Here is a 25586-nt window from a genome sequence, read left to right as displayed (position 1 = left end):
CATGTTCGATAAATGGCAGAAGGCGTTCTGGAAAGCCCTGACTCCGGATCTGGTGGCGGATGCACCCGAAACGCAGGCCGAGCCTGACGGCGGTTTAAGCGCGGAGATCATTGCCGCGCTGGGCGGTGTGGATAACCTCAAGTCGCAGCAAGAGGCGGCGTTGACTCGGGTGCGGGTGACGTTGCGCGATGTATCGCGCATTGATCGCCAGGCGTTGAGCGAGGCCGGTGTCGCCGGCGTCATGCCCCTGGAAAGTGGCGTGGTGCATCTGCTGACCGGCCTGCGGTCCTGAGGCCGAAGAGAATGTGCGGCCTCAGGTCGCCCTTACTGTTTCTCAACTGCAGGTGTATCGTATTCGCCTTTTACGGGCCCTCCGGGTCTGATGCTGATACGTGAGGTAGTTGAGTTCATGTCCTTTACCCGTCGCCAAATCCTCGGTGGCCTGGCCGGTCTTGTTGTCGTTGGTGTCGGTGCGGGGGGCGCGTCGCGTTATTGGCTGGGGAAAATGGCCGACGCCGAGGCGGGCCACGACTATGAGCTGATCGCCGCGCCGCTGAACGTGGAGCTGGTGCCGGGGCACAAGACCGAGGCCTGGGCATTCGGGCCGTCGGCACCGGGCACCGAGTTGCGTGTGCGTCAGGGTGAATGGCTGCGAGTGCGTTTCATCAACCACTTGCCGGTGGCGACGACCATTCACTGGCACGGCATTCGTCTGCCGCTGGAAATGGACGGCGTGCCCTATGTCTCGCAACTGCCGGTACTGCCGGGCGAGTACTTCGATTACAAATTCCGCGTGCCGGATGCCGGCAGCTACTGGTATCACCCGCACGTCAGCAGCAGCGAAGAACTCGGGCGCGGACTGGTCGGGCCATTGATCATCGAAGAGCGCGAGCCGACCGGTTTCAAGTACGAAAAGACGTTGAGCCTGAAAAACTGGCACATCGATGACGAAGGCAATTTCGTCGAGTTCAGTATTCCCCGTGAAGCGGCCCGTGGCGGCACGGCGGGGCGACTTTCGACGATCAACGGCGTGCCGACTCCGGTGATTGACTTGCCCGCCGGGCAGATCACCCGGGTGCGTCTGCTTAACCTCGACAACACCCTGACGTACCGCATCAACATTCCCGGCGTTGAAGCGCAGATCTATGCGCTGGACGGCAACCCGGTCGAGCCGCGTCCGCTGGGCAAGGAATACTGGTTGGGCCCGGGGATGCGTATTTGTCTGGCGATCAAGGCGCCGGCAGCGGGTGAAGAATTGTCGCTGCGCAACGGTCCGGTGCGTCTGGGCACGCTGCGTTCGGTGGCCAATAACGATGCGCCGAGCGACTGGCCGAAGGCCCTGCCGGCCAATCCGGTGGCTGAACCGGACCTGGCCAATGCCGAGAAACTCAACTTCAATTTCGAGTGGGTCGGCTCGGTGTCGGTCAACGTCGAAAACGGTAAGCCGCCGAGCCTGTGGCAGATCAACGGCAAGGCTTGGGACATCACCGACAAGACCTGCGCCGACCGGCCGATTGCCAGTCTGAAGCTGGGGCAGAGCTACATCTTCGAATTGAAGAACATGACCCAGTATCAACACCCGATCCACCTGCACGGCATGAGTTTCAAGGTGATTGCGTCGAACCGGCATAAGATCATTCCGTACTTCACCGACACGTATCTGCTGGGCAAGAACGAGCGCGCGCAAGTGGCGCTGGTGGCTGATAATCCGGGGGTGTGGATGTTCCACTGCCACGTGATCGACCACATGGAAACCGGCCTGATGGCCGCCATCGAGGTGAAGTGATGCGCCAGATTCGCCCCGCCGCGATCATCGACCGCAGCCGAGACCGTGACTTCATGCGCGAAGCCCTGACCCTCGCCGCACAAGGCGCAGCCCTCGGCGAAGTGCCGGTGGGTGCAGTGCTGGTGCAGGACGGCGAGATTATCGGGCGCGGCTTCAATTGCCCGATCAGCACCAGCGACCCGAGTGCCCATGCGGAAATGGTCGCCATTCGCGCGGCGGCGCAGGCGGTGGATAACTATCGTCTGCCGGGCAGCACGCTGTATGTGACGCTGGAACCGTGCAGCATGTGCGCCGGTTTGATCGTGCATTCGCGAGTGGCGCGGGTGGTGTATGGCGCGTTGGAGCCGAAGGCGGGGATTGTGCAGAGTCAGGGGCAGTTTTTTACCCAGGGCTTTTTGAATCACCGGGTGTTGTATGAAGGCGGGGTGTTGGCGGAGGAGTGTGGCGCGGTGCTGACCGAGTTCTTCCGTGCCCGCCGCGCGAAACCCACTGAATAAACACAAACCAAAACTGTAGGAGTGAGCCTGCTCGCGATAGCGTTCTGACATTCAACATTGCTGTGACTGTCAGACCGCTATCGCGAGCAGGCTCACTCCTACAGGGGGATGCGGCGTTTGTGAGGGTTACTTACGGGCGACGATTACGGCGCGCATCGGCGCGGGCAGGCCTTCGATGGTTTTGCTGTGGTCTTCAGGATCAAGGAAGTCGCTCAGCGACTGATACTTCATCCACTCCGTACCGCGCTGCTCTTCAACCGTTGTAGTACTCACATCCACGCAACGAATATCGGTAAACCCGGCACGGCGCAGCCACAATTCCAGCGCTGGCACCGAGGGCAGGAACCACACGTTGCGCATCTGCGCATAACGGTCTTCCGGCACCAGCACCTGATGCTTGTCGCCTTCGACCACCAGTGTTTCCAGCACCAGTTCGCCGCCCTTGACCAGGCAATCCTTCAGCGCCAGCAGATGCTCGATCGGTGAACGGCGATGGTAGAACACGCCCATGGAAAACACCGTGTCGAAGCCTTCCAGATTCGGCGGCAGGTCTTCGAACGGGAACGGCAAGTGCCACGCGTTCGGCTCAGACAGATAACGCTGCACCGCCTGGAACTGACAGAAGAACAGCCAGTTCGGGTCGACACCGATCACACTGTCAGCGCCGGCACCGAGCATGCGCCACATGTAATAGCCGTTACCGCAGCCGACATCGAGAATGCGTTTGCCCTTCAAGTCGAGGTGCGGCGCGACCCGCGACCACTTCCAGTCCGATCGCCATTCGGTGTCGACGTGCACGCCGAACAGATCAAACGGCCCCTTGCGCCACGGCGACAGGCCCATCAGCGCGGTACGCATCTGCGCGCGGGTTTCCTCGTCGCAATCGGTGTCGAGTTTCAGACCGTTGAGCAGGTCGACTTCGCTCGGCTGGATTTTCGGCAACGCGTCGAGCGCACTTTGCCAGCGCTCCAGGTCGCCGTGACCTTTCTCCATTTTCTTGTCGAGTTGCGCTTGCAGGGTGTTGGCCCATTCGGCCAGCGGTGTGCCGGCCAGACGGCGGGCGAGGGGGGACAGATCAATCATGGCAAGGCAATCAACGAGGCAAAGTTAAGACACTGGAACCACGGCACGACTTTCGAGAACCCGGCGGCCAGCAGGCGTTCGCGGTGTTCTTCGAGGCTGTCGGGCTTCATGACGTTTTCGATGGCGCTGCGCTTCTGGGCGATTTCCAGTTCGCTGTAACCGTTGGCGCGCTTGAACGCGACGTGCAGATCGGTGAGCAGCGCGTGTTCTTCGGCATCGTTGAAGCGCAGCTTCTCCGACAGAATCAGCGCGCCGCCCGGCAGCAACGCCTGGCGAATACGCGAGAGCAGCGTGGTGCGCTGATCCGGGGCGATGAATTGCAGGGTGAAGTTCAGCGCCACCACCGAGGCGGGCTGGAAGTCGAGGGCGAGAATGTCGCCTTCGATCACTTCAACCGGCAGCAACTCCTGGAACATCGAGTCCTGACCGTTGAGGTATTCACGGCAGCGCTCGACCATCGCTGCCGAGTTATCCACAGCGATTACCCGGCAACCGTCAGTACGCACGTGACGGCGCAGCGCTTGAGTGACTGCACCCAGCGATGAGCCGAGATCGTAGAGCACGCTGTTCGGCTGGGCGAACTGCGCGGCGAGCACGCCGAGGTTTTCGACGATGGTCGGGTAACCCGGCACCGAGCGCTTGATCATGTCCGGGAACACCCGCACGACGTCTTCGTTGAAGGCGAAGTCGGGTACCTGGGCCAAAGGCTTGGCGAAAATGCGATCGGGTTCTTTGCTCACGGCGGTTCCGGCGGTGTCGGTGGAAAAGGCCGGCATTTTAGCCAAAGTGGCGTCGGGATGCTTGGGTTGTCTGATAAAGCGCCGCACACCAGCCTGAAGCACATACTTTTGGCGAGGGAGCTTGCTCCCGCTGGGTTGCGAAGCGACCCCAAAACCGGTGCACGCGATACCGCAGGTTCAGCTCGTACTCAGGTTTAGCGACTGCTGCGCAGTCGAGCGGGAGCAAGCTCCCTCGCCACAGGGGGTTAGTGGGGTTTCTGGGAGAACGCTGAGGCCGCGATGCCCCACTGGCCCAGCCAGTAGCTGAGGATGATGACGTAAGGCGCAGCGTGAAATGGCGACACAAACCGGTCAATGCCAATCACGCTGTCCGAGAACACAAACGCCAGCGCCCCCCCCGCCGCCAGTAGCGCCGAACGCTTGGGCACATCGGTTCCGAGACGAGCGAGGGCACGCCAGAGCATTGCGCTGATCGCCGTGCCGTAAACGATCACCGGCACCAGTAACGGCCCCAGACCGCTGGAAATCAAAAGTCCCAGCAATACCGCGCCAACTCCGAGGGCGAGCACCAACGGCAACACCGCCAGACGCTTGCAGTCACTCAGATAAGCCTTCAGATAAGCCAGATGTGCGACCAGAAACGCACCGAGGCCAAACACAAACAGGTCACCCGGCCACGCCAGCAACACATCACCGAGCAGTGAGAAAATCAGACCCAGGCTGATCCAGCGGCGATAGTCGCTGGGCGGTGCGTCGTGGAGCCAGCCGAGCAGCGCCAGCACCGGTAACGGTTTTACCAACAGGCAGAGCAGCGCCGCGTGGGTGCTGACACCGTAGAGAAACGTCACCGCGCCCATCAGCGCCAGAATCAGCCAACCCACAATCAGTTCACCGAAATGGCGCAGTCAAAGGTTTCCACCGGCAGCACTTCTGGTGCCCACGGCTGTTGCGAAGTCAGGCGCAGGCGCCCGGTGCCGGGGGCAAATGCTTGAAAGCGCCAGGTCGATACGCCCGCCGCGCCGACGACGCCGGCGTCTTCCGGATTGCTGTAGACCTCGGGGCTGAGTGCACGCAATACGCCACCAGCGGAATCCTGAATGGCCCAGCGATAACCGGTGGTCGGGTTGCTTGGCAGCATCACGATGAGGTTTTGCCCGTTGGTGAGCCGGACGGGGCATTCGCTTTGTTTTTCCACGGTCACGTTGTGTTTCGGTTGCGTGGCACAAGCGGCCAGTAACGAAAGGGCGAGGGGGACAAACAGGCGAGTGGGGGACATAAGGTCAGCGGCTCCGGGTGTTCACGACGAACGGCGAGCATAACTGAAGATGAGACAAAGTGTGACAGTCAGGGGAGGGGTTGTCAGGACTGACGCCTTCGCGAGCAGGCTCGCTCCCACAGTGGGCAGCGGTGTTCACAATTTCTGTGTTCACTGCACAACCCTGTGGGAGCGAGCCTGCTCGCGAAAGCGGTAGAGCCGGCGCTATCGAATTATCAGAAAAGCACCTTCGCCACATCCGCAAACTTCTTGGCGAAATGCACGGTAATCCCTTCCTTCAGATAATCCGGCAATTCCTCAAAATTACCCCGGTTCGGCTCCGGCAAAATCAACTCGAAAATCTTCTGCCGCCGCGCCGCGATCACCTTCTCGCGCACTCCGCCAATCGGCAGCACATGCCCGGTCAGGGTCAGTTCGCCAGTCATCGCCACACCCTTTTTCGGCGGCTGGTTACGTGCGAGCGAGAGCAGGGCGCTGGCCATGGTCACGCCGGCGCTTGGGCCGTCTTTTGGTGTCGCGCCTTCGGGGACGTGCAGGTGGACGAAGGCTTCGTCGAAGAACTTCGCGTCACCGCCGAATTGCTTGAGGTGCGAGCTGACGTAGCTGTAGGCGATCTCCGCCGATTCCTTCATCACATCACCCAATTGCCCAGTGAGTTTGAAGCCACGGTTGAGAGTGTGAATCCGTGTGGCTTCGATCGGCAACGTGGCGCCGCCCATGCTGGTCCACGCCAGACCGGTGATGACGCCAGTGCCGGACAGCACTTGTTCGTTGCGGAACACCGGATGGCCGAGTGACGCTTCGAGGTCTTTCGGCCCGAGTTTGATCACCGCTTTCGGGTCATCAATAAGCTTCATCACCGCTTTGCGCACCAGTTTGCCCATTTGCTTTTCCAGCTGACGCACCCCGGCTTCGCGGGCGTAACCGTCGATCAAGGCTTTGAGCGCGGTGTCGCTGATGCTCAGGCTGCCCTTGGACACACCGGCCTTTTCCAGCAGTTTCGGCCACAGGTGACGTTTGGCGATGGCGACTTTTTCTTCGGTGATGTAGCCCGACAGGCGAATCACTTCCATGCGGTCCAGCAATGGGCCGGGAATCGAATCGAGGGTGTTGGCGGTGCAGACGAAGAGGACTTTCGACAGGTCCATGCGCAGGTCGAGGTAGTGGTCGAGGAATTCGACGTTCTGCTCCGGGTCGAGGGTTTCCAGCAGCGCCGAAGCCGGGTCGCCCTGGTAGCTCTGGCCCATCTTGTCGATCTCGTCGAGCATGATCACCGGGTTCATCACTTCGACGTCTTTCAACGCCTGCACCAGTTTGCCCGGCTGCGCGCCGATGTAGGTGCGGCGGTGGCCCTTGATCTCGGCTTCGTCGCGCATGCCGCCGAGGCTGAAGCGGTAGAACGGCCGGCCGAGGGATTCGGCGATGGATTTGCCGACGCTGGTTTTACCCACGCCCGGCGGGCCGACCAGCAGCACGATAGAACCGCTGATCTCACCTTTATAGGCACCGACGGCGAGGAATTCGAGGATGCGATCCTTGATGTCGTCGAGGCCGGCGTGGTGTTTGTCGAGGATTTTGCGCGCGTGTTTGAGGTCAAGTTTGTCCTCACCGTAGACGCCCCACGGCACTGAAGTCGCCCAGTCGAGGTAGTTGCGAGTGACCGCGTACTCCGGCGATCCGGTTTCGAGGATCGACAGCTTGTTCATTTCTTCTTCGAGGCGCTTTTGCACTTGCGCCGGCAGGACTTTGCCTTCCAGGCGCTGTTCGAACTGTTCGAGGTCGGCGCTGCGGTCGTCCTTGGTCAGGCCGAGCTCCTGCTGGATGACCTTGAGTTGTTCCTTGAGGAAGAACTCGCGCTGATGCTCGCCGATCTTGCGGTTAACTTCCGCCGAAATCTCTTTTTGCAGGCGCGCGACTTCAACTTCCTTGCGCAGCATCGGCAGGACTTTTTCCATGCGCTTGAGCATCGGCACGCAGTCGAGCACTTCTTGCAGCTCGGGGCCTGTGGCGGAGGTCAGGGCGGCGGCGAAGTCGGTCAGCGGCGACGGGTCGTTGGGGCTGAAGCGGTTGAGGTAGTTCTTCAGCTCTTCGCTGTACAGCGGGTTGAGCGGCAGCAGTTCCTTGATCGCGTTGATCAGCGCCATGCCGTAGGCCTTGACCTCGTCGGTCGGCTCGGTGGGCTGGTGCGGGTATTCGACCTCGACCAGATACGGCGGGCGGTGGTGTTTCAGCCAGGTCTTGATGCGTACGCGGCTCAGGCCTTGGGCGACGAACTGCAGTTTGCCGTTCTCGCGGCTGGCGTGGTGGACTTTGACCAGGGTGCCGTATTGCGGCAGGGCGTCGGTGTCGAAGTGGCGCGGGTCTTCCTGGGGCGTGTCCATGAAGAACAGGGCCAGGGAGTGGTGTTCGGATTTGCTGACCAGTTCGAGGGTTTCGGCCCAGGGTTCTTCGTTGACGATGACTGGCAGGACTTGCGCCGGGAAGAACGGGCGGTTGTGGATCGGGATGATGTAGACCTTGTCCGGCAGGTTCTGGCCAGGCAGGGCGAGGCCTTTGCCGGAGGAGGTGTGTTCGATGTGTTCGGCTTCGGTGTAGTCGTCGGGGTTTTCCGGGAATTCTTGCTGGTCGCTCATGGGGCACCTGCGCAATGGAGTATGGGTCTTAGATGGGGCAGGGCTTGGGTGGTTTCAATGGGGGGTGGTGTTTCTGCTGGTGTGTTCAGGGTTTTGGCAGGGTTTCTTTGGACTTGGCGGCCTTTGGGCCGACCATGTTGTGGTTGTTGGGTGTGTATATCCGTTTTTTCGGTGATGGCGGCTTAGGGTTCCGCCCTTACGGCGGGTCACTTTTTCCAGACGCCGAAAAAGTAACCAAAAAGGCTTGCTCCTACGTGCGGCCCGCTCGCTGGGGCTCGGGGTTCCTTCGCTGCGGGATCGATCCGGGCGCAGCGCCTACGGTTTGCTTCGCTGCACCTCCTCTCGCTGTGTTTGGCTTCGCCAAACGGTCGCTACGCTCCCACCCCCGGATCAATCCCTCCACTCAGCCTTCCGACGTCGCCCATGGATCAAGATCAAGAGCAGGCGAGCTGACACTCGGCCTATTGAGTGGTGAAGAGCGGGTGTTCGGCTTTGGTTTTGTGGTGGATTCGCCCCTCATCGGAACGCCGCCCGCCCAGCCCTCTCCCGAGGGAGAGGTAGCCGATTTGTGAGCTTTTCAGAATCTGAGTTCAACTCGGTATCGCACGTCGGCGTAGCTCTCCCAAACACCACGGTCAGTCCCCTCTCCCTCCGGGATAGGGGCTTTTGATCTGTTTCGGAATCTGAGTTCAACTCGGTCTTTCACGTCGGTGTAGCTCTCCCAAACGCCACGGTCAGTCCCCTCTCCCTCCGGGAGAGGGTTAGGGTGAGGGGCTTTTGATCTGTTTCGGAATCTGAGTTCAACTCGGTCTTTCACGTCGGCGTAGCTCTCCCAAACACCTCGATCAGTCCCCTCTCCCTTTGGGAGAGGGTTAGGGTGAGGGCTTTTAGCTGTGTGGCGGAGGTTGGGGGATTTCGTGGTTATCCAGCACGCGGTTCACGGCCAGTTCGGCGAGCATGATGATTTGCTGGATCGCCAGAATGGTGCGCCTTTGCGGCAGGTCGATGTAGGCGGCGACGTCGCTGCTCATGAGGCTGGCTTGTGCCAGGGATTCGCAGGCGTGGACCAGCAGGCTTTCGCTGTCTTGATCGGGGGCGACCTGGAACATGGTGCTGGGTTTGTGGAAGCGCAGGGTTAAGGCGTTGGGTTTGAGGTAGTGGTCGAGGGCGCGTTCGGCGGCTTCGTGGAATTTCTTCGAATCGGGGGATTGGTAGGGCGAGGTGTCGTTGGTTTCTGGTGGATTGGGTGTAGGCTTTTTCATTCTTTGACTCCTTGGGAAGTAATGGAGCCATCCCTCTAATTGCCGCGACGCAATTCGAGGGTGGCAGCTATACGCGGGTTCGCGGACCGACTCCCAAGGCACTTCGGCATACCCGAAGGTATCCCGCGCACAGCCGCCATAAAACAAGCTGACAGACACTTATGTGCTTTGGTCAGCGGGGGCGATTATGCCTTAAGAGGTCGGGCCGCGACGCCCGTTCGCTGAATTTGCAGCGACCCCCCGAGCCTATCCAGCCGATTTCCGAGGCACAACCGACGCGACTTGTCGGAAAACTCCGCGCAATCTCCAGCATCTGTAGGACAAGCACAATTCCTACAACCCCACACATTCCAACCTGTAGGAGCTGCCGAAGGCTGCGATCTTTTGACGTTGATTGTCAGAAACAAGATCAAAAGATCGCAGCCTTCGGCAGCTCCTACAGGGGGAATTGTTGGTAACAAAAAAGGCGACATCCCTCACAGGATGTCGCCTTTGTTTTACCGCCGCTAAAACTTATTCCGGCAGTTTGTACGCAATCACGTAGTCACCCATCTTGGTGCCCAGCGAACCGTGACCGCCGACAACCAGCAGCACGTATTGCTTGCCGTCCTTGCCGGTATAAGTCATCGGAGTCGCTTGACCACCTGCTGGCAGACGCGCTTTCCACAACTCTTTACCGGAGTTGACGTCGTAGGCGCGCAGGTACTGGTCGAGGGTGCCGCTGAGGAAGCCAACGCCACCGGCCGTCACGATCGAGCCGCCCATGCTAGGCACGCCCAGGTTGAAGCCGATCGGGATCGGCGAGCTGTCGCGGCTGGTGCCGTTTTTGCGTTTCCACACGACTTTGCTGGTGGTCAGGTCGATACCGGCCACGTAGCCCCAGGCCGGGGCCTGGCACGGTACGCCGAAGGGCGACATGAACGGGTGCATGATCACCGCGTATGGCGCGCCGGTGTTCGGTTGCACGCCAGCGGTTTCGCTTTCGCGTTTGCTGCCGGCGGCGACTTGCTCGCGTGGCACCATTTTCGAAACGAAGGCCATGTAGTTCGGGCTGGTGAACAGCATCTGGCGAACCGGGTCGACCGACACGCCGCCCCAGTTGAACACGCCAACGTTGCCCGGATAGATCAGGCTGCCCTGTTCCGACGGCGGGGTGTACTGGCCTTCATAACGCAGTTCTTTGAACTGGATGCGGCACAGCATCTGGTCGAACGGGCTCGCGCCCCACATGGCTTTTTCGGTCAGTTCCGGGGCCAGCAAGTTGAGGTCCGAACGGGCCTGGGTCGGTGCGGTGAAGTCGCCTTTGACGGCGCCTTGCGGTACCGGGATTTCCTTGATCGGGATGATTGGCGTGCCGTCACGACGGTCGAGGACGTACAGGCTGCCCTGTTTGGTCGGGGCGATCAGCGCCGGTTTCACGCCGTCGGCGGTTTTCATGTCGAGCAGGGTTGGCTGGCTGCCAACGTCCATGTCCCACAGGTCGTGGTGGGTGAACTGGTAGTTCCAGCGCACTTTACCGGTGGCCAGGTCGAGGGCGACAACGCCGGCGCTGAATTTCTCGGCGCCCGGGGTGCGGTCAGCGCCCCACTGGTCTGGGGTCTGGTTGCCCAGTGGCAGGTAAACCATGCCGAGTTTTTCGTCGACACTGGCCAGCGACCACATGTTGGCCGAGTTGCGGCTGTAGGTTTCGCCCGGTGCCAAAGGCTCGGTGGCGTCTGGCTTGTCGCTGTCCCAGTTCCACACGAGGTGGCCGTCGCGCACGTCGAAGGCGCGAATCACGCCCGATGGCTCGTTGGTCGATTCGTTGTCGGTCACGTGACCGCCCATGATCACCAGATCACGGGTAATCGCCGCTGGCGAGGTGGAGTAGTAACCACCGGCGGTGAACGGGCCGATGCCTTGGGTCAGGTCAACCACGCCTTTGTTGCCGAAGCCTTCGCAGATTTTGCCGGTGTCGGCGTTCAGTGCGATCAGGCGGGCGTCAGCGGTTGGCAGGTACAGACGACGCGGGCAAGCCTGAGCGACGGCTTTGCCGGCTTCGGAAATCACCGCGGAGGCTGCATTTTCAGTCTTGGCGTACGCGGCTTCGTCGTAGTACGACACGCCACGGCAGGTCATGTGGGCGAAGCCTTTGAAGCCGACCGGGCTCTTGATCTGCGGGTCGAAGCGCCACAGTTCTTTACCGGTGTCCGGGTCCAGGGCCAACACTTTGCTGTGCGCGGTGCAGGCGTAGATCATGCCGTTGGCTTTGAGCGGGGTGTTTTCGTTGGTCAGCTCAACCGGATCATCAGCGGTCGGCAGGTCGCCGGTCTGGATGCGCCAGGCTTCTTGCAGCTTGCCGACGTTGGCCGGGGTGATCTGCTTCAGCGGCGAGTAACGGTCACCGAATTCGCTGCGGCCATAGGCCTGCCAGTCGCCATCGGGCATGGCTGGCGCGGTGCTGGTCATGTCCGCGGTGTCGCGGCCCAGTTCGCCGAAGGTTTCGCCCGGATGGGTGAACAGGCTGGCCAGAGCGGTAACGCCGGCCAAAACCACGGCCACGGTCAAGCCGCCAGTGCCCATTGGCGCGGGGCCTGCGAGCAGCAGTGGACGACGGAACCACGGCAGCAGCATCACGAAGCCGAGGGCAAACCACAGGGCCAGGCGTGGCACCAGTTGCCACCAGTCCAGGCCGACTTCCCACAGCGCCCAAACGGTGCTGGCAAACAGCACGATGGCGTACAGGCCCAGCGCCGCACGACGGCGCATCAGCAACAGGATGCCGCTCAGCGCGATGCCGATGCCGGCCAGCAGGTAGTACAGCGAGCCGCCGAGCATGCTCAGCTTGACCCCTCCGGCCAGCATGGCCAGGCCCATCAGTAGAAGCAGAATGCCGAGCAGGCTTGGTAGCAGACGGCCCCGACTCGAAGCACTTTCGGTGCTCATAGTGTGATTCTCCGTGACGTTTATGTAGTCCCGCGCTGTAGTCACTTTAGATGACGATTGGGCGCAGGCATGGTTCAGATAAAACTTGTGTAGCTTGCTAAATTTTCTGTGGGAGCGAGCCTGCTCGCGAAAGCGGTGTGTCAGACGACTTCTTTGGTGAAGTTGAAATTGCTTTCGCGAGCAGGCTCGCTCCCACATTGGATCTCAGTGGTTTTTTAGAACGACGACTGAATCTTGATCCCGCCGATCAGGGCGTCGTCGACGTCGTTCACGCCACCGGGGTGGCGGATGTATTGCAGGTTCGGGCGCACGGTCAGCCAGTTGGTCACGTGCACGCCGTAATACAGCTCGGCGCTGTATTCGGTGTCTTGCGGCGGCAGGAACGACGGGTCGTCGTAGTCGTACACGGCGTTGGCGCGGTTACTGGCTTCGGCGTTTTTGCGGAAGGCCGGGTTGACGTGCACGCGGGCGAGGGCGAAACCGATGTCATCCTTCGCGCGCGCATCGAACGGGCCTTTGTAGGTGATGCCGGCCTGCACGTAGTTGTCGATCGCGTTGGTTTTCTTGTCGTGCATCGTGCCGTTGGCGAACACGCTCAGGCCGCGCGAGTTGTCGCTGGCCACGCTGGTGATCTGCTGCTGAATGCCCAGCCACACACCGTGTTTGCTCGACGCGCTGCGGTAGGCTTCGCCGCTGAGGGCGGCCGGTTGGCCGTGGCTGTCTTTATAGACGTCGCTGGCTTTGGCGTTGCTGTAGTAGTAACCGGCGCGGTATTCGCCCGGCAGGCCGTTGAGTTTCGGCGTCCACACCAGTTCGATCGGCAGGATCGCGCCCTGGGTGCCGCTGCCGCTCAACTTGAAGCCGTTGCCGCGATCGAGGTTCGACGGGTTTTGCTCGTAGGCGCCGACCTGTGCGTACAACTCTGGGGTCAGGTGATATTTGACGCGCAGCGCCCACTGGCTGACCGGCCAGTTGTACCAGATGCCGCCGACCCAGTTGCCGACCTGCGAGCCACAGAACGCCAGGTTCTGGAAGTCGCACGGGAAGCTGTTGAAGTCTTCGCCTTCGCCGAAACGGCCGACCTTGATGTCGAGTTTCTGATCGAAGAATTTCTGCTGATACCACATCTGCGTCAGGCGCGTGGTCTGGCCACGGCCCCAGACTTCCTGGGCCGAGGTGAAGCCGCCAACGCGCGGATCGTTGATGCGGTCGTTGCTGATGTTGTTGCCGCTGCGCTTGGTAATGGTCAGTTGAAACTCGGCGTCGTCCCAGCCGAGGATCTTTTGCAGGTCCAGATGCGTGCCCAGACCGAACTGATCGCTGTAGCGCGCAGTGCGGTCGTGGTCGTAACCGCCGTGCAGATTGCTGCCCATTTCGCCGGTGTAATCGAGCTTGAAGTCGTAGCCTTTTTCCGAGAGTTCGGTGCGCGTGCCGTTCCAGTCACCGAGCATGTACGGTGATTCACTGTCGAACGCGGGCGCCGCGTGGACGCTGGTGGCGAGGCCGAGGGCGGTGCAGCCGCCAATCAGGCGCAAGGTTGAGATAGCGCTGTCTCGAGAGAAGGAAAAATCGGGCATGGATCAGTCTTTTTTTGGTGTTTTCGGGGTGCGAGCTGAGCGCTTCAATATGTCGCAGGCAGTGAAGCGATTCAGCGGAAGGGCGGCAGGATAATGATCTGTAACAAAAAGACAAAGAGGTTTTGCTGACATGCAGCCTTTCTGATTCGGTAACAGTGCGGCAAACGGGCGCATTGTCGGGCCGCGCGCAGGCTGCGATCTTCTCGGGTTGGCCTACATTTGAAGGAAGGCCTTCCACCCGATCACCCCCTCGGCTAAGGTGCGCGGCTTCTGCATTTTCACTTCGCCCAAAGGCCTGGCATGAACGAACACACCCCCGATCCGCTGCACGGCGTCACCCTTGAACAAATCCTCAATGCCTTGGTGGCCCATTACGAATGGTCGGGGCTGGCCGAGCGCATCGATATTCGTTGCTTCAAGAGCGATCCGAGCATCAAGTCGAGCCTGACGTTTCTGCGCAAAACCCCGTGGGCGCGGGAGAAGGTCGAGCGTCTGTACGTGAAATTGATGCGCACCAAGCGACCGCTTTGAGATGGATGCCGTGTTGCGGCGCCGCTTGATCACCTGCGCAGCTGCATTGGGCTGGGCGGGACTGGGCATTCAGCTGTACCTGATTTTCTTCGCGCGCTTGAGCATCGGCGCCAGTCTGTTGGGCGGGTTGGTGAGTTTTTTCAGTTACTTCACGATTCTGACCAACACGCTAGTGGCGACCGTGCTGACCTGTGCCGTGAGCGATCGTGAATCCGCAGGACGCCGCTGGTTCTTGCAGCCGTGGGTCAGTAGCGGAATTGCTGTGAGCATCGTGGTGGTCGGCCTGGCCTACAGCATTCTGCTGCGGCATTTGTGGCACCCGGAAGGTTGGCAGTTGCTTGCCGATGAACTGCTGCACGACGTGATGCCGCTGCTGTTTCTGGGCTATTGGTGGGTGTGCGTACCGAAAGGCACGCTGCGCTTGTGGCACCTGCCGCTGTGGCTGGTTTATCCGCTGGTGTATTTCATCTACGCCTTGCTGCGCGGGCATTTGCTCGGCGCGTATGCGTACCCGTTCATTGATGTGGCGGTGTTGGGTTATCCACAGGTGTTGATCAATGCCGGGGGGATATTGCTGGGGTTTTTGGGGATTGGGTTGTTGATAATCGGCCTGGACCGCTGGCGCTCCGCACAATCCTGAAATCAACAAGATCTTGTGGTGAGGGAGCTTGCTCCCGCTGGGCTGCGAAGCAGCCCCAAATACTGCAATCACATGGCATCAGGTAAATCGCGATCACAGGTTTTGCGACTGCTGCGCAGCCGAGCGGGAGCAAGCTCCCTCGCCACTGAGTTCACACCTCAAATGGAGGGGTGAACACCCAAAGAGTCATTCCTCTTCGCAGGTGCCTTCGGCGCGCCAGTAACCGACGGCTTTCACCAGCTTCTCGTCGAGCCCGTGCTCATCAAGCAACACCCGGCGGATCTGCCGCGAGACCTTGGTCTCTGTCGCGACCCATGCATACAGATTGCCCTTAGGCACCTGCAACTGTTTGACGGTGCTCAGCAGATTGTCCTTGCCACCTTCGCGCAACACCCAGATCACATTGACCTGTGCGGGGCTTTCGAGCACTTGCTGTTCGGCGCCGTTTTCCACTTCGATCACCACCAGCGCCTTGCGATTGGCCGCCAGGCCTTCGAGACGGCGGGCGATGGCGGGCAGGGCGGTTTCATCGCCGATCAGCAAGTAGCTGTCGAAGATGTCCGGGACGATCATCGAGCCGCGCGGCCCGCCGATGTGCAGGAACTGCCCGGGTTGCGCCTGCTCGGCCCAGGTCGAGGCAGGGCCGTCACCGTGCAGGACGAAGTCGATGTCCAGTTCCAGCGCATCGAGGTCATATCGGCGCGGTGTGTAATCGCGCATCTCGGGCATCGGCCCGTTGTCCTTGCCGGCGCCGAGCTCCATGGTTTCCAGTGCGGCGCTCTGTTCGGCGTTCTGCGGGAACAGCAGTTTGACGTGATCGTCAGTGCCCAGGCTGATGAATCCGGCCAGCTCAGGGCCGCCGAGGGTAATGCGGCGCATGCGCGGGGTCAGGTCGACCACGCGCAGCACCTCTAACTTACGGCGTTTGATCTCGTGCATCACACGGTGAATGGTTTGGGTATCGACTGCAGTCATTCGGCTTTCTCCGGGGCAGGTTGAACGGCAGGGCCGTCGACGATGGCTTTGGCGGTGTCGTTGAGCAGGTCACGCACGCGCAGGATTTCTTCGGCACTCCAGCGGCCGTGGTGCATTTGCAAGGCATGGCGCAGGTTGTGCACCGCCTCGTGGATTTCCGGCGGCCGGTCATGGCCACGCAATGAGCGCTTGCTCACGTCGATGCGCATGCGTACGCCGTCCAGCGCGACCGCTTGCTCGCTAAGTGATAAACGACCGGCCTCGGTGACGCTGTAACGTTTTTTGCCGCCCTCGGCGTCGCCAGTGATCAATTCGCTCTCTTCCAGAAAGGTCAGGGTCGGGTAGATCACGCCGGGGCTCGGGCTGTAGGCGCCGTCGAACATGCCCTCGATCTGGCGGATCAGGTCGTAGCCGTGGCACGGCTGCTCCGCGACCAGCGCCAGCAGCAGTAACTTCAAATCACCTGGGGCAAATACCCGTGGGCCGCGGCCGCCGCGCTCGCGTCCGGGACGCTTTTCGAAGCCGTCGCGACCGTCGCCGTGTTCGCGGTGGGGGGAATGATGGTCTCTCATTTCTGTCTTCTCTCGTCGTGTTTAGATACAACTTAAGATATATCTTTACGAGGGCGCAAGGCGTTTTTTGCAGACGGTGTGGATGGCTGACGAACGGCTCGCCTGCGAGAAAGCAACAGGGGCAAGTTGAGTGAATGGGCGCCGAGTAATAACTTCGAAGTTAAAGTTAAGGCTCTATTTGTTGGAGTAATTGTTCTAAAGTTATTACTGCGCGCTGCTATATCTGGGCGATATTGCTGTATGGTTTTTTAACTTTATCTGTATGTAGGTCGTAACTTACAGTCACTGTTTTAAGTTTCGGTTTTTTGTTCTTTTTTCTTGCGGGTTATAGGGTTGTTGAACTACGCGCTTATAGGAAGTTACTTGCTTACTTTCCAGAGGTAACAGCCGATGATGCCCTGGCATTGAAAGTACAAGTTGATTTGGCTCAACTCCCCTGACCGGTTTCTTGAACTTTCAATGCACTCCTTCTCAATAAAAGAAAACAAGGTACTGAACGATGTTCAAGAAAATCGCAATCGCAGCTCCGTTGGCACTTCTGGCACTGGGTTCTTCGGGAGCGTTCGCCGCTGGCGAAGCCGCTCACTCGATCAGCATCGTCGCTCACGTGCCGACCAACGGTTTCTACGTGGTGCCGACCGATCCTGATCTGGTCAACAAGGATCAGGACATGAGCTACCAGCCGGCCACCGGCAGGATGGGCGAGGTCAACGGTTTCTTCGACGTGCGCAACAACAACGGTTCGGTCCATGCCAGCGTGGACAGTACGCCAAAACTGATTTCGGGTGCCAACAGCATTGATCTGCAGGTCGCGATCAACAACAAAACCCTCACCACAACGCCTCAGGAAGTCGTCGGTGAGTCGGAATCCGACGTCAACTACCGCGCACCGCTGAAGATCAGCGCCCTCGGTTCCAACTTTCAACCGGGTGATTACACCGGTGTTGTAGCGCTGACCTTCGACGCTGTTCCACCGGTCGGTACGCCTTGATCGACTGATCCGGCAATAAACGCTGACGTTCTAGCCAGCGTTCACCGCAGGGGCAGCGCTGCCTGCCCCGGCGGACTTCTACCGATCTAATCAGAGTGAGAGTTCATGTTCCCGATGACACCCATCGCGGCTGCGCTTGCGCTGTTGTTTTGTGCCAACGCCGCCGTGGCTTCCAACTCCGCCGGTACCACGCCGCGCAGTTTGTTGGCCCAGGCCAAAGGCCTGCCGGCAGATTTCGAGGAACATTTTTTTGATGTGCCTCTGGCGGTTCGGGTCGAACTCGATCATCAGCCCCTGGGCGAGGCCATGGTGGTGTTATCCCGCGATGATCGCGTCACCCTGCTCGAATTCACCGACACCAGCGAAAACCGCTACGGCCCTGCCGAGCGCGAGAAGTGGGCGGCTTATCTCAAGCCCGGCGTGCCACTGGGCGCCTGCACTGGTTCCTGTCCGGATCAGGTGCTGGCCGTGCATTACAACCTGGAAAGTTCTCTGGTTTCCATTCTCACCGCTAATGCTGAGCGTGACCTTGAAGCCAAGCGCTATTACGAGCAGCCTGAAGGCGGCAGCCACGGCTTGATGGTGCGCAATCAACTGAACCTCAATGGCGGTCAGGATCAGGACCTGGGCGGACGTTTCGGCCTGGAGGCCAGCGGCAGTCTGGGCAACTGGAGCCAGACGCTGAACCTGCAAGTGGCGCGTCTCGGCGGGCCAGACGACAAGCTGTACCACGCGGTACACGAGCTACACACCCAGCGCGAACTGCAAGGCAGTTTTTTTCGCCTGGGCTATTTCACCCCCAATTCCGAAGGGCTGACCCGCCAGCCGCGCACGTTCGGCACCAGCCCGGATACGGCAGTCGGCGTCATGTACGGCAGCTCCGACAGCCTGGCGATTAACAGCCCGATGCCCAGCGTTTATCCGATCTATGTCACGGCCAACCGTCAGGGTTCGGTGGAGATCTGGCGTGACGGTCTGTTGATCAATACGCAATCGGTGCCCGCCGGGTTGCAAACCCTCGACACCCGACCGCTGCCCGGCGGTATTTATGAAGTGGAAGTGCGTCTGATCGAGGACGGCCAGATCACCTCCACCACCCAGGAACTGGTGTACAAGCCCAGCAACTGGCGCAACCTCGACGAACGCTGGCGCTACAACGTGTTCGCCGGCGAGGAAAGCAAACTGCTGAGCAACTGGGACACCCAGTCCAGTGGCAGCGCGACCGCCGGTGCGGCGGTCAATTACTTGTTGCACCCACGGGTGATTCTCGGGCTGTCGGCGCGCCAGATCCGCGAAAAACTGCAGTACGGCACGTCCATCGACTGGACGCTGGCCAATCACATGAGTCTCTACGCCAACGTCTACAAGACCGAGGATTACGGCACCGGTCTGGATCTGCAAAGCCTCTATAACTACGGCTCCGGCAGCGTGGTGATCAGCCACAATCGCAGTTGGCTCGATACCACCAACACCTACGACACCTTGCCCGACGGCACCCGGGTTCGTCCGCGCAATGTGTTCGTTGGCCAGACCAGCAACTCGTCGCTGGCGCTTAACCATCGCATCAACAGCAAGAACACGCTCAACGCCCGGGTGTCGCACAGCGAAGGCAACGTCGAAGGTCTGGGCATGGATCTGGGCTGGACTCAACGCACCGAATTGTTTGGCAGTGATGCCAGCTGGCGCTTGTCGCTGTTTGATCGGCCGGGCAGCTACAGCAGTGGCGAGGCGCGCAACCGCGGGGTCGACCTGAGCGTCAACCTGGCGCTCGGCGCTCCGGGCCAGCAGATCACCGGCAGCATCGGTTCGCGCACCGCTCGCGATGGCAGCCGTGACAACAACGGTTCGATCGGCTGGCGCAAGGACTTCAAGGATCATGTGCTGCAAAACGTTTCGGTCACGGCGCTGACCGATACCTACGGTGTCGGCATGTCCAGCCTGGCGAATTTCCGCACTGATTCGGTCAACGGCGATGGCTTTATCCAGCGCTCGTCCTACAACGGCAATTTCACCGGCGGCCTGAACCTTGACAGCACGCTGGTGGTCGGCGGCCAGCAGATGTTTATGACCAGTCAGTACGAAATGCGCGGCGCCGGGATGATCGTCGATGTGGAATCGGACATCGATGACATCGCCCTGCGTGCCGACGATTACAGCGGCGGCAGCGCGGCGTTGAAACCGGGGCGCAATTTCATCCCGATCACCGCGTACCAGAACAGCTCGGTGAGTTTCGACTTTGAAGGCAATCACGTACCGGCGGCCACGATCGAGCCGGCGCGCACCCGTTATCACCTGAACAAAGGCGGGGTGGGATACAGCAAGATCCGTGTGATGAAAACCCTGACAGTGCTCGGTCGACTGATCAATGAAGCCGGGCAGCCGCTCAAGGGCCATCACGTGATCAACCACGCCAGTCGCGGCGTGACCGAGGTCGACGGGTTCTTTTCGATGGAAATGAACGCGGGTTCGCCAACCCTTGAAATCCGTCGCGATAACCAGTTGCTGTGTCAGTTCCGCCTCGATGCCAAGCAGTACCGCAGTGAAAACGATGTACTGATGATCGGCGATCTGCGCTGTACGCCGGACACGCTGGCGGACGTAGCGCTCACTGAACAAAAGGCGGGTTGAAGCAATGAACAGCATCACAATGGCTATCGGCCTGGCGCTGGCGTTGGCCGCACATGGCGCGCAGGCCGCCAGTCAGGAGATCCGCGCAACGTTTCGTCCGGATCCTTCGCAGCCGAGCAAGAACGTGTTTATCAACCAGACCCCGAACAGTGGTTATTGCGCGAGTTATCCGGAACAGTGCGAAGCAAACGCGATGTTCAGCATTCAACTGCCGATTCGTTTCAATGGCACGCGCGGGCTCTCTCAAGGGGAGAACGTTGCGATCAAAGCTCCCGCCAACTGGCGAAGTTTGACGGTCGTCAATCCTGAAACCCAGGAAGCGGAAACCGTTGAGGTGCGGATCACCGGTATTGGTTCCAAATATGTTTTAAGTCAGCCGGCTTACGAGCTGACCGGGGCGAGTGGTGAACTTGAGGGGCATCAGCAACTCTGGACCACCAGCAGTTGGGTGTATGCCCCCGCGCCCTGCTTGTTCAGCGGCAATGCACCTTACGGTCCCGCGCACTACCGTTTTTTCTGGAAGACACCTGTGGAGGCGTACTGCGTCAAAAGTAACGCTTACCCGATCCCGTCCATCTATTTCGATACCCTCGATTTTGCCTACGAATTGCGTACACCCAATCCGTTGGGCATGTCATCTGGCCTTTACACCGGCTCCATGCTTTACCAACTTGGAAGTGGGGCAGATTTCGATTTCGGGCCTCTGATGCAGCCGGACGACAGCAGTGTCGCCCTCGACTTCGTGCTCGACGTTCAGCACACCCTGAAAGTCGATCTACCTCCTGGCGGCAACAAAGTGCTGCTCGAACCCGAGGGCGGCTGGATGCGCTGGATCGACAGCGGCCGCCAGCCGACACGCATTTTTCGCGATCAACTGTTCTACATCTCCGCCTCGTCGCGCTTCAAAGTCATGATCCTGTGCGACTCCACGGGCGGGACGCGCTGCAAGTTGGGCAGCCCCCGAGGCAATGTCACCGAGGTGGAAACCTTTCTCACTCTACCCGCCGGCATCAACGGGCCCGCGGGCGGCGCGGTGAACCTGCTACAGCTGCGTTACAACACGTGGGCCGGTCCTTTTCAACCCGGTTTTTATGTGGACCGCAAGGCGGGTTCATTGCGCTTCGAGATGCCCAGGGATGCCATCGACTTTCTGATGCGACCGGGTTTCACCGACACGCTCAGCGGCAGTATCACCGTTATCTGGGACTCGGACGTGTGAACGTGCAGGGCGCAACCTTTTTCTTTTTTCATGGAGTTGAAGCGATGAACCGTAGTTTTTGGCTGGGCGTGCTCAGCCTGTTTTGCCTGACAGCGCAGGCCGGCCCGCAGATCAATGTCGGTACGGTGTACGACTATCTGGATGCCGATAAAAGCACCTATCTGAAACGGGTGTTCAACAGCGGTGACGCCACCGCGTTCGTCAAGGTCAACGTGCTGGAGATTGTCTACGGGGCCGACGGCACACCGACGGAAATCCCGGTTCAGAACGCTGCCGACGGCGCTTCGCGCAACGGCTTGATGGCCAGCCCGGCGCGGCTGATCGTCCCGGCCCAGGGCATGCAGGGCACCCGTTTGCTGTACATGGGCGAACGCGATCGCGAGCGTTACTTCCGCGTGCGGTTCGTGCCGGTGGTGCCGGAAAAGGAAGACGAATTCGCGGTCAGCCAGGAAGAACGTGAAGACTACAAAAAGGCGCTGACGGCCGGGGTCAACGTGATGACCGGTTTCGGCACGGTGTTCTTCGTACGGCCCAGGGAAGCACGCTTCGCCACGGCGATCAATGAAACCGCCAGCCGCTACGAACTGCGCAATGACGGCAATACCGTGGTGATCATCGACGAGTTCAAAAGCTGCTCGCTGAGTAACGAAACCGATTGTGGCGCGACCACCAAACACCATGTGCTGGCGGGCAAAACGTTCGCTTTCGACAAGGAGAAGGGCCGTACTTACCGCTTCTTCCTGGTCGAAGGCAGCGAGAAGAAGAACCTGACGGTCGGCGGCCGCTAGGTCTGCTTTTCATTGACGCAACAGGTAACCAACATGATCAAGCAATGCACCGTCGTCGCGCTGATAGCCGCGGCGGCTCTGAGCTGCGACGCAGCCTGGGCGGCCCGGGAAGAACACACCTTCGAAGTGACACTGAACGTGCCCAGCCGACCGTTCTACATCATTCCGGCGGAGCCGGACTGGATTCACCGACCGCAGCGGCTCGACTGGAACCACCCGACCTCAAGCCTGAGCAGTGTGCGCAAATACTTTGATGTGCGCCACGACACCAGTGCGATTGAAGCGCGCCTGGAGACCGACGCCTACCTTTCGAACGGTCGGCCGACAGACGATATCAGGCTGCGCGTGACCTTCAATGAGGTGGAGTTGAGCGCCGAGATGACGCCGCGCCTGGTGGTGTCGCAGGCCGAGGCCGCCGTGGGTACCCGGGTGCTGTTGCAGATCGATCCGATCAGACCGGAGGGCGGTTACCGCCCCGGGGATTACGCCGGCAACGTGCTGTTGCTGTTCAGTGCCCGAGCGCCGGGTGAGTGAGTCGCGCGTGCAGCGCGGGTATCGATGTATTTTTCTGGAGAACGCCCTTGAGTTTTTCTAACGCATCGGGCAAAGGCCATCACGTGATCAACCACGCCGGTCGCGGCGTGACCGAGGTCGACGGGTTCTTTTCGATGGAAATGAACGCCGGTTCGTCGACCCTTGAAATCCGTCGCGATAACCCGTTGCGGTGTCAGTTCCGCCTCGATGCCAACCAGTACCGCAGTGAAAACGACGTGCTGATGATCGGCGATCTGCGCTGTACGCCAGACACCGTGGCCGATGTCAGTACCACCGCACAGAAGGCGGATTGAACCGATGAACATATTGAGGTATGCCCTGGGCCTTTGCCTGGCAACAATGATGTCGGCCGCCCAGGCGGCGAGCCAGGAGATCCGGGCGTTGTTTCAGCCTGATCCGTCGCAGCCGAGTAAAAACGTGTTTATCAACAAGACACCGGTCAGTGGTTACTGCGCAAGTCATGTAAGCGAGTGCGCCGACAACAACATGTTCAGTCTGCAACTGCCGATTCGTTTTAATGCGCAGCGCCCACTGGTGCCGATGGACTATATCCAGATCAGGGTGCCGGCCAGTTGGCGACAACTCACCGTCACTAACAGTGAAACCGGGGAAACGGAAACCGTCGAAGTGCGTATTACCGGGATTGGCTCCAATTATGTCCTGAGTGATGCTGCCACCGAGATCACCGGCGAAGCGGATAACCTCGATGCGCATCGCAAGCTCTGGGTGGAAAACAGCTGGGTCAATGCGCCGCCTCCCTGTCAGTACAGCGGTATGGGTTTCCTCACACCCAAGACTTACCAGTTTTTCTGGAAAACACCTCAGGAAGGTGCGTGCACCAAAACCACCGCTTACGCCATCTCGCACATGTCTATGGATTACCTCGACTTTGCCTATGAGCTACGCACACCCAATCCCTTGCGCATGTCCTCGGGTCTGTACACCGGCTCGATGGCCTACAGCATCGGTCCGGCCAGCGATTTCGATCTGGGGTCTTTTATCCAGCCGGACGACAGCGTTCTCAATCTGGATTTTGTCCTGGACGTGCAGCACACCCTGAAAGTCGATCTGCCACCGGGCGGCAACAAAGTGCTGCTCGAACCCGAGGGCGGCTGGATGCGCTGGATCGACAGCGGCCGCCAGCCGACACGCATTTTTCGCGATCAACTGTTCTACATCTCCGCCTCGTCGCGCTTCAAAGTCATGCTCCTGTGCAACTCCACGGGCGGGACGCGCTGCAAGTTGGGCAGCCCCCGAGGCAATGTCACCGAGGTGGAAACCTTTCTCACTCTACCCGCCGGCATCAACGGGCCCGGGGGCGGCGCGGTGAACCTGCAACAGCTGCTTTACAACACGTGGGTCGGTCCTTTTCAACCCGGTTTTTATGTGGACCGCAAGGCGGGCTCATTGCGCTTCGAGATGCCCAGGGATGCCATCGACTTTCTGATGCGGCCGGGTTTCACCGACACGCTCAGCGGCAATATCACCGTTATCTGGGACTCGGACGTGTGAACGTGCAGGGCGCAATTTTTTTCATGGAGTTGAGCGCCGCGATGACGCCGCGCCGGGTGAGTGAGTCGCGCGTGCAGCGCGGGTATCAATGTATTTTTCTGGAGAACGCCCTTGAGTTTTTCTAACGCCCCGGGCATCAGCCCATGGATCGGTTTGCTGCTGACGTTGTTCAGCGCTGCGGCAGCGGCCGAAGTGCACAACATTGACGCGACCTTTGAGCCTGACTTTGCCAATCCGCAAAAGAATCAGTTCAAGAATCAGACGCCGTCCGAGGGTTTTTGCCGGCAAGCGCCCTGGGCTTGTGAACCTTTCGGACTGTTCAGCCTGATTGCACGAATTCCCTTTGAGGCCAGCGCGCCCATTCAGGCCAATCACAGTGATCCTCGTCAAGGCGGCATGGCCAAAGTCCCCTCCAATTGGCAGAACATCACCGTCACTCACTCTTCCGGTGACACGCAGGTCGTGCAGTTGAGGATTGCCGGTGTCGGTCATGAAACGCAATTGCCGGACCGGGTGGCCGAGTTGACCGGCGGTGGCGGGTGGGACGACCTGTGGGAGGGCGGTGGGTGGATGCACGCCCCGGCGCCGTGCCAGGGTGTCGGCACTTTTTCCGCCGGAGAAGTGGGTTACAACAGTTTCTGGAAAGTGCCAACGGGCGCGGGGGCCTGTAGCAAGCAGGCAAAGTTCGATATTCCGCTGTCCATGCGCTACCTGTATTTCGTCTACGCCTACGAACTGCGCACACCGGATCCGCTGAAGATGGATGCAGGCGACTACACCGGTTCCATCACCTACACCGTCGGCCCGAACATGGATTTCGACATGGGCGATGTGATGATTCCGTCCGACTCGATGCTGACCCTCAATTTCAATCTGAAGGTCACGCACACCATGAACGTTGATATCCCTCCCGGTGGCAACCGCGTGGTGCTGGAACCGGTGGGCGGTTGGCAGTCGTGGCTGAACCAGGGGCGCAAGCCGACCCGGTTGCTGCGTGACCAGACGTTCAATATCTCGGCATCGAGCCGCTTCAAAATGAACATCGAATGCCAGTACGTCATCGGCAACAACTGCGCACTATGGGAGTCGACCGCCGGCCATGTGGCACCGCTGGAAGTCAGCGTCAGTCTGCCCAACGGGCTGACCGATGCCGCCGGCCAAGCGGTCAATCGCCGGCGATTGCTGCGCGACGGCACTGGCACCGAGTTGTTTCAGCCGGGTTTCCATCTGGATCGCAAGGTGGGCACGCTGCATTTCGAAGTGGCCCGTGAGGCGGTGGATGAAATGCTCAAGGACGGTTATGCCCGTCACTACACGGGCGATGTCACGGTGATCTGGGATTCCGAGGTGGGTTAAGCGTGATGCCGGCCAGCCAGCCCGTGTCGGGGCTGGCTGG

22 protein-coding genes and 1 pseudogene are annotated in these 25586 nt (G+C 60.1%); 13 read left to right on the top strand and 10 right to left on the bottom strand.

Going from position 1 to position 25586, the window contains the following annotated elements; translation table 11 throughout:
• The first annotated feature begins 1 nt into the window (after position 1).
• The 3 genes from BK670_RS25375 (at position 2) to tadA (ending at position 2283) form a co-directional block, all read left to right on the top strand.
• A complete protein-coding gene (locus BK670_RS25375; RefSeq protein ID WP_123453896.1) occupies positions 2 to 292 on the top strand; it encodes a PTS sugar transporter subunit IIB in 291 nt (96 codons plus the stop codon).
• 117 nt (positions 293 to 409) lie between these two features.
• Positions 410 to 1786 carry a multicopper oxidase family protein gene (locus BK670_RS25370; protein ID WP_123453894.1) on the top strand — a complete coding sequence of 459 codons (1377 nt, stop codon included), beginning with the start codon at positions 410 to 412 and terminating at the stop codon, positions 1784 to 1786.
• Entirely contained in the window at positions 1786 to 2283 is a 498-nt protein-coding gene (gene tadA / locus BK670_RS25365) for a tRNA adenosine(34) deaminase TadA (RefSeq protein WP_123453892.1), read from the top strand. The genes BK670_RS25370 and tadA overlap by 1 nt, the downstream gene beginning before the upstream one ends.
• Before the next feature lie 126 nt (positions 2284 to 2409).
• On the opposite strand, the gene cmoB is transcribed toward tadA, so the two are convergent.
• From cmoB to BK670_RS25315, 8 genes are all read right to left on the bottom strand, one after another.
• Positions 2410 to 3366, bottom strand: a complete 957-nt coding sequence (cmoB, locus tag BK670_RS25360; RefSeq protein ID WP_123453890.1) for a tRNA 5-methoxyuridine(34)/uridine 5-oxyacetic acid(34) synthase CmoB — start codon at positions 3364 to 3366, stop codon at positions 2410 to 2412.
• Positions 3363 to 4142, bottom strand: coding sequence for a carboxy-S-adenosyl-L-methionine synthase CmoA (cmoA, locus tag BK670_RS25355; RefSeq protein ID WP_185036832.1), 780 nt, complete (start codon positions 4140 to 4142; stop codon positions 3363 to 3365). Before cmoA ends, cmoB begins: the two co-directional genes overlap by 4 nt.
• Positions 4143 to 4351: 209 nt before the next feature.
• Positions 4352 to 4987: a lysoplasmalogenase gene (locus BK670_RS25350; RefSeq protein ID WP_185036825.1), complete on the bottom strand. Its 636-nt coding sequence runs from the start codon at positions 4985 to 4987 to the stop codon at positions 4352 to 4354.
• Positions 4988 to 4989: 2 nt separating this feature from the next.
• Entirely contained in the window at positions 4990 to 5382 is a 393-nt protein-coding gene (locus tag BK670_RS25345; protein WP_123453886.1) for a protease inhibitor I42 family protein, read from the bottom strand.
• 215 nt (positions 5383 to 5597) lie between these two features.
• On the bottom strand, positions 5598 to 8015 hold the full coding sequence (lon, locus tag BK670_RS25340; protein ID WP_123453884.1) for an endopeptidase La: 2418 nt from the start codon (positions 8013 to 8015) through the stop codon (positions 5598 to 5600).
• An 887-nt stretch (positions 8016 to 8902) separates the two neighbouring features.
• Positions 8903 to 9277 carry a DUF6124 family protein gene (locus BK670_RS25330; RefSeq protein WP_123453880.1) on the bottom strand — a complete coding sequence of 125 codons (375 nt, stop codon included), beginning with the start codon at positions 9275 to 9277 and terminating at the stop codon, positions 8903 to 8905.
• 513 nt (positions 9278 to 9790) lie between these two features.
• Entirely contained in the window at positions 9791 to 12202 is a 2412-nt protein-coding gene (locus tag BK670_RS25320) for a glucose/quinate/shikimate family membrane-bound PQQ-dependent dehydrogenase (RefSeq protein ID WP_123453878.1), read from the bottom strand.
• A gap of 215 nt (positions 12203 to 12417) precedes the next feature.
• Positions 12418 to 13779, bottom strand: coding sequence for a carbohydrate porin (locus tag BK670_RS25315; RefSeq protein WP_123453876.1), 1362 nt, complete (start codon positions 13777 to 13779; stop codon positions 12418 to 12420).
• 300 nt (positions 13780 to 14079) lie between these two features.
• Between BK670_RS25315 and BK670_RS25310 the strand changes: the two genes are divergently transcribed.
• Together BK670_RS25310 and BK670_RS25305 are read left to right on the top strand one after the other, a co-directional pair.
• Entirely contained in the window at positions 14080 to 14310 is a 231-nt protein-coding gene (locus BK670_RS25310; protein ID WP_123453874.1) for a VF530 family protein, read from the top strand.
• A gap of 1 nt (position 14311) precedes the next feature.
• The gene (locus BK670_RS25305; RefSeq protein WP_123453872.1) at positions 14312 to 14950 is read left to right on the top strand and encodes a Pr6Pr family membrane protein; all 639 of its coding nucleotides are present in this window, start codon (positions 14312 to 14314) and stop codon (positions 14948 to 14950) included.
• 186 nt (positions 14951 to 15136) lie between these two features.
• Here the strand turns inward: BK670_RS25305 and BK670_RS25300 are convergent, their stop codons facing one another.
• Together BK670_RS25300 and BK670_RS25295 are read right to left on the bottom strand one after the other, a co-directional pair.
• On the bottom strand, positions 15137 to 15925 hold the full coding sequence (locus BK670_RS25300; RefSeq protein ID WP_123453870.1) for a siderophore-interacting protein: 789 nt from the start codon (positions 15923 to 15925) through the stop codon (positions 15137 to 15139).
• On the bottom strand, positions 15922 to 16497 hold the full coding sequence (locus tag BK670_RS25295; RefSeq protein WP_123453868.1) for a PadR family transcriptional regulator: 576 nt from the start codon (positions 16495 to 16497) through the stop codon (positions 15922 to 15924). Before BK670_RS25295 ends, BK670_RS25300 begins: the two co-directional genes overlap by 4 nt.
• 499 nt (positions 16498 to 16996) lie before the next feature.
• On the opposite strand from BK670_RS25295, the gene BK670_RS25290 reads away from it, so the two are divergent.
• The 8 genes and pseudogenes from BK670_RS25290 to BK670_RS25255 all read left to right on the top strand — a co-directional run bounded on the left by BK670_RS25290 (position 16997) and on the right by BK670_RS25255 (position 25546).
• On the top strand, positions 16997 to 17488 hold the full coding sequence (locus BK670_RS25290; protein WP_123453866.1) for a CS1 type fimbrial major subunit: 492 nt from the start codon (positions 16997 to 16999) through the stop codon (positions 17486 to 17488).
• A 105-nt stretch (positions 17489 to 17593) separates the two neighbouring features.
• Positions 17594 to 20116 carry a TcfC E-set like domain-containing protein gene (locus BK670_RS25285; protein WP_123453864.1) on the top strand — a complete coding sequence of 841 codons (2523 nt, stop codon included), beginning with the start codon at positions 17594 to 17596 and terminating at the stop codon, positions 20114 to 20116.
• A gap of 4 nt (positions 20117 to 20120) precedes the next feature.
• Entirely contained in the window at positions 20121 to 21335 is a 1215-nt protein-coding gene (locus BK670_RS25280) for a hypothetical protein (protein ID WP_123453862.1), read from the top strand.
• 44 nt (positions 21336 to 21379) lie between these two features.
• Entirely contained in the window at positions 21380 to 22123 is a 744-nt protein-coding gene (locus BK670_RS25275) for a molecular chaperone (RefSeq protein WP_123453860.1), read from the top strand.
• A 33-nt stretch (positions 22124 to 22156) separates the two neighbouring features.
• Positions 22157 to 22657: a CS1 type fimbrial major subunit gene (locus BK670_RS25270; RefSeq protein WP_123453858.1), complete on the top strand. Its 501-nt coding sequence runs from the start codon at positions 22157 to 22159 to the stop codon at positions 22655 to 22657.
• A 71-nt stretch (positions 22658 to 22728) separates the two neighbouring features.
• A pseudogene (locus BK670_RS25265) lies at positions 22729 to 22971 on the top strand (CS1-pili formation C-terminal domain-containing protein); the annotation flags it as partial.
• A 4-nt stretch (positions 22972 to 22975) separates the two neighbouring features.
• Positions 22976 to 24190, top strand: coding sequence for a hypothetical protein (locus BK670_RS25260; RefSeq protein ID WP_123453856.1), 1215 nt, complete (start codon positions 22976 to 22978; stop codon positions 24188 to 24190).
• Positions 24191 to 24301: 111 nt separating this feature from the next.
• A complete protein-coding gene (locus tag BK670_RS25255) occupies positions 24302 to 25546 on the top strand; it encodes a hypothetical protein (protein ID WP_123453854.1) in 1245 nt (414 codons plus the stop codon).
• Positions 25547 to 25586: the final 40 nt, after the last annotated feature.

Origin of the sequence: Pseudomonas fluorescens, from assembly GCF_003732425.1 — a bacterium.
GTDB classification, from domain to species: domain Bacteria; phylum Pseudomonadota; class Gammaproteobacteria; order Pseudomonadales; family Pseudomonadaceae; genus Aquipseudomonas; species Aquipseudomonas fluorescens_BE.
This window is presented reverse-complemented; position numbering and strand designations above follow the sequence as displayed.

Bases quoted from the DNA above. Each gene is read 5' to 3' on its own strand.
- cmoA (WP_185036832.1), bottom strand. From the start codon at position 4,142: ATGCCGGCCTTTTCCACCGACACCGCCGGAACCGCCGTGAGCAAAGAA.
- BK670_RS25375 (WP_123453896.1), top strand. From the start codon at position 2: ATGTTCGATAAATGGCAGAAGGCGTTCTGGAAAGCCCTGACTCCGGAT.
- BK670_RS25320 (WP_123453878.1), bottom strand. From the start codon at position 12,202: ATGAGCACCGAAAGTGCTTCGAGTCGGGGCCGTCTGCTACCAAGCCTG.
- BK670_RS25315 (WP_123453876.1), bottom strand. From the start codon at position 13,779: ATGCCCGATTTTTCCTTCTCTCGAGACAGCGCTATCTCAACCTTGCGC.
- BK670_RS25330 (WP_123453880.1), bottom strand. From the start codon at position 9,277: ATGAAAAAGCCTACACCCAATCCACCAGAAACCAACGACACCTCGCCC.
- tadA (WP_123453892.1), top strand. From the start codon at position 1,786: ATGCGCCAGATTCGCCCCGCCGCGATCATCGACCGCAGCCGAGACCGT.
- cmoB (WP_123453890.1), bottom strand. From the start codon at position 3,366: ATGATTGATCTGTCCCCCCTCGCCCGCCGTCTGGCCGGCACACCGCTG.
- BK670_RS25305 (WP_123453872.1), top strand. From the start codon at position 14,312: ATGGATGCCGTGTTGCGGCGCCGCTTGATCACCTGCGCAGCTGCATTG.
- BK670_RS25310 (WP_123453874.1), top strand. From the start codon at position 14,080: ATGAACGAACACACCCCCGATCCGCTGCACGGCGTCACCCTTGAACAA.
- BK670_RS25285 (WP_123453864.1), top strand. From the start codon at position 17,594: ATGTTCCCGATGACACCCATCGCGGCTGCGCTTGCGCTGTTGTTTTGT.
- BK670_RS25270 (WP_123453858.1), top strand. From the start codon at position 22,157: ATGATCAAGCAATGCACCGTCGTCGCGCTGATAGCCGCGGCGGCTCTG.
- BK670_RS25280 (WP_123453862.1), top strand. From the start codon at position 20,121: ATGAACAGCATCACAATGGCTATCGGCCTGGCGCTGGCGTTGGCCGCA.
- lon (WP_123453884.1), bottom strand. From the start codon at position 8,015: ATGAGCGACCAGCAAGAATTCCCGGAAAACCCCGACGACTACACCGAA.
- BK670_RS25370 (WP_123453894.1), top strand. From the start codon at position 410: ATGTCCTTTACCCGTCGCCAAATCCTCGGTGGCCTGGCCGGTCTTGTT.
- BK670_RS25260 (WP_123453856.1), top strand. From the start codon at position 22,976: ATGAACATATTGAGGTATGCCCTGGGCCTTTGCCTGGCAACAATGATG.
- BK670_RS25300 (WP_123453870.1), bottom strand. From the start codon at position 15,925: ATGACTGCAGTCGATACCCAAACCATTCACCGTGTGATGCACGAGATC.
- BK670_RS25345 (WP_123453886.1), bottom strand. From the start codon at position 5,382: ATGTCCCCCACTCGCCTGTTTGTCCCCCTCGCCCTTTCGTTACTGGCC.
- BK670_RS25290 (WP_123453866.1), top strand. From the start codon at position 16,997: ATGTTCAAGAAAATCGCAATCGCAGCTCCGTTGGCACTTCTGGCACTG.
- BK670_RS25295 (WP_123453868.1), bottom strand. From the start codon at position 16,497: ATGAGAGACCATCATTCCCCCCACCGCGAACACGGCGACGGTCGCGAC.
- BK670_RS25275 (WP_123453860.1), top strand. From the start codon at position 21,380: ATGAACCGTAGTTTTTGGCTGGGCGTGCTCAGCCTGTTTTGCCTGACA.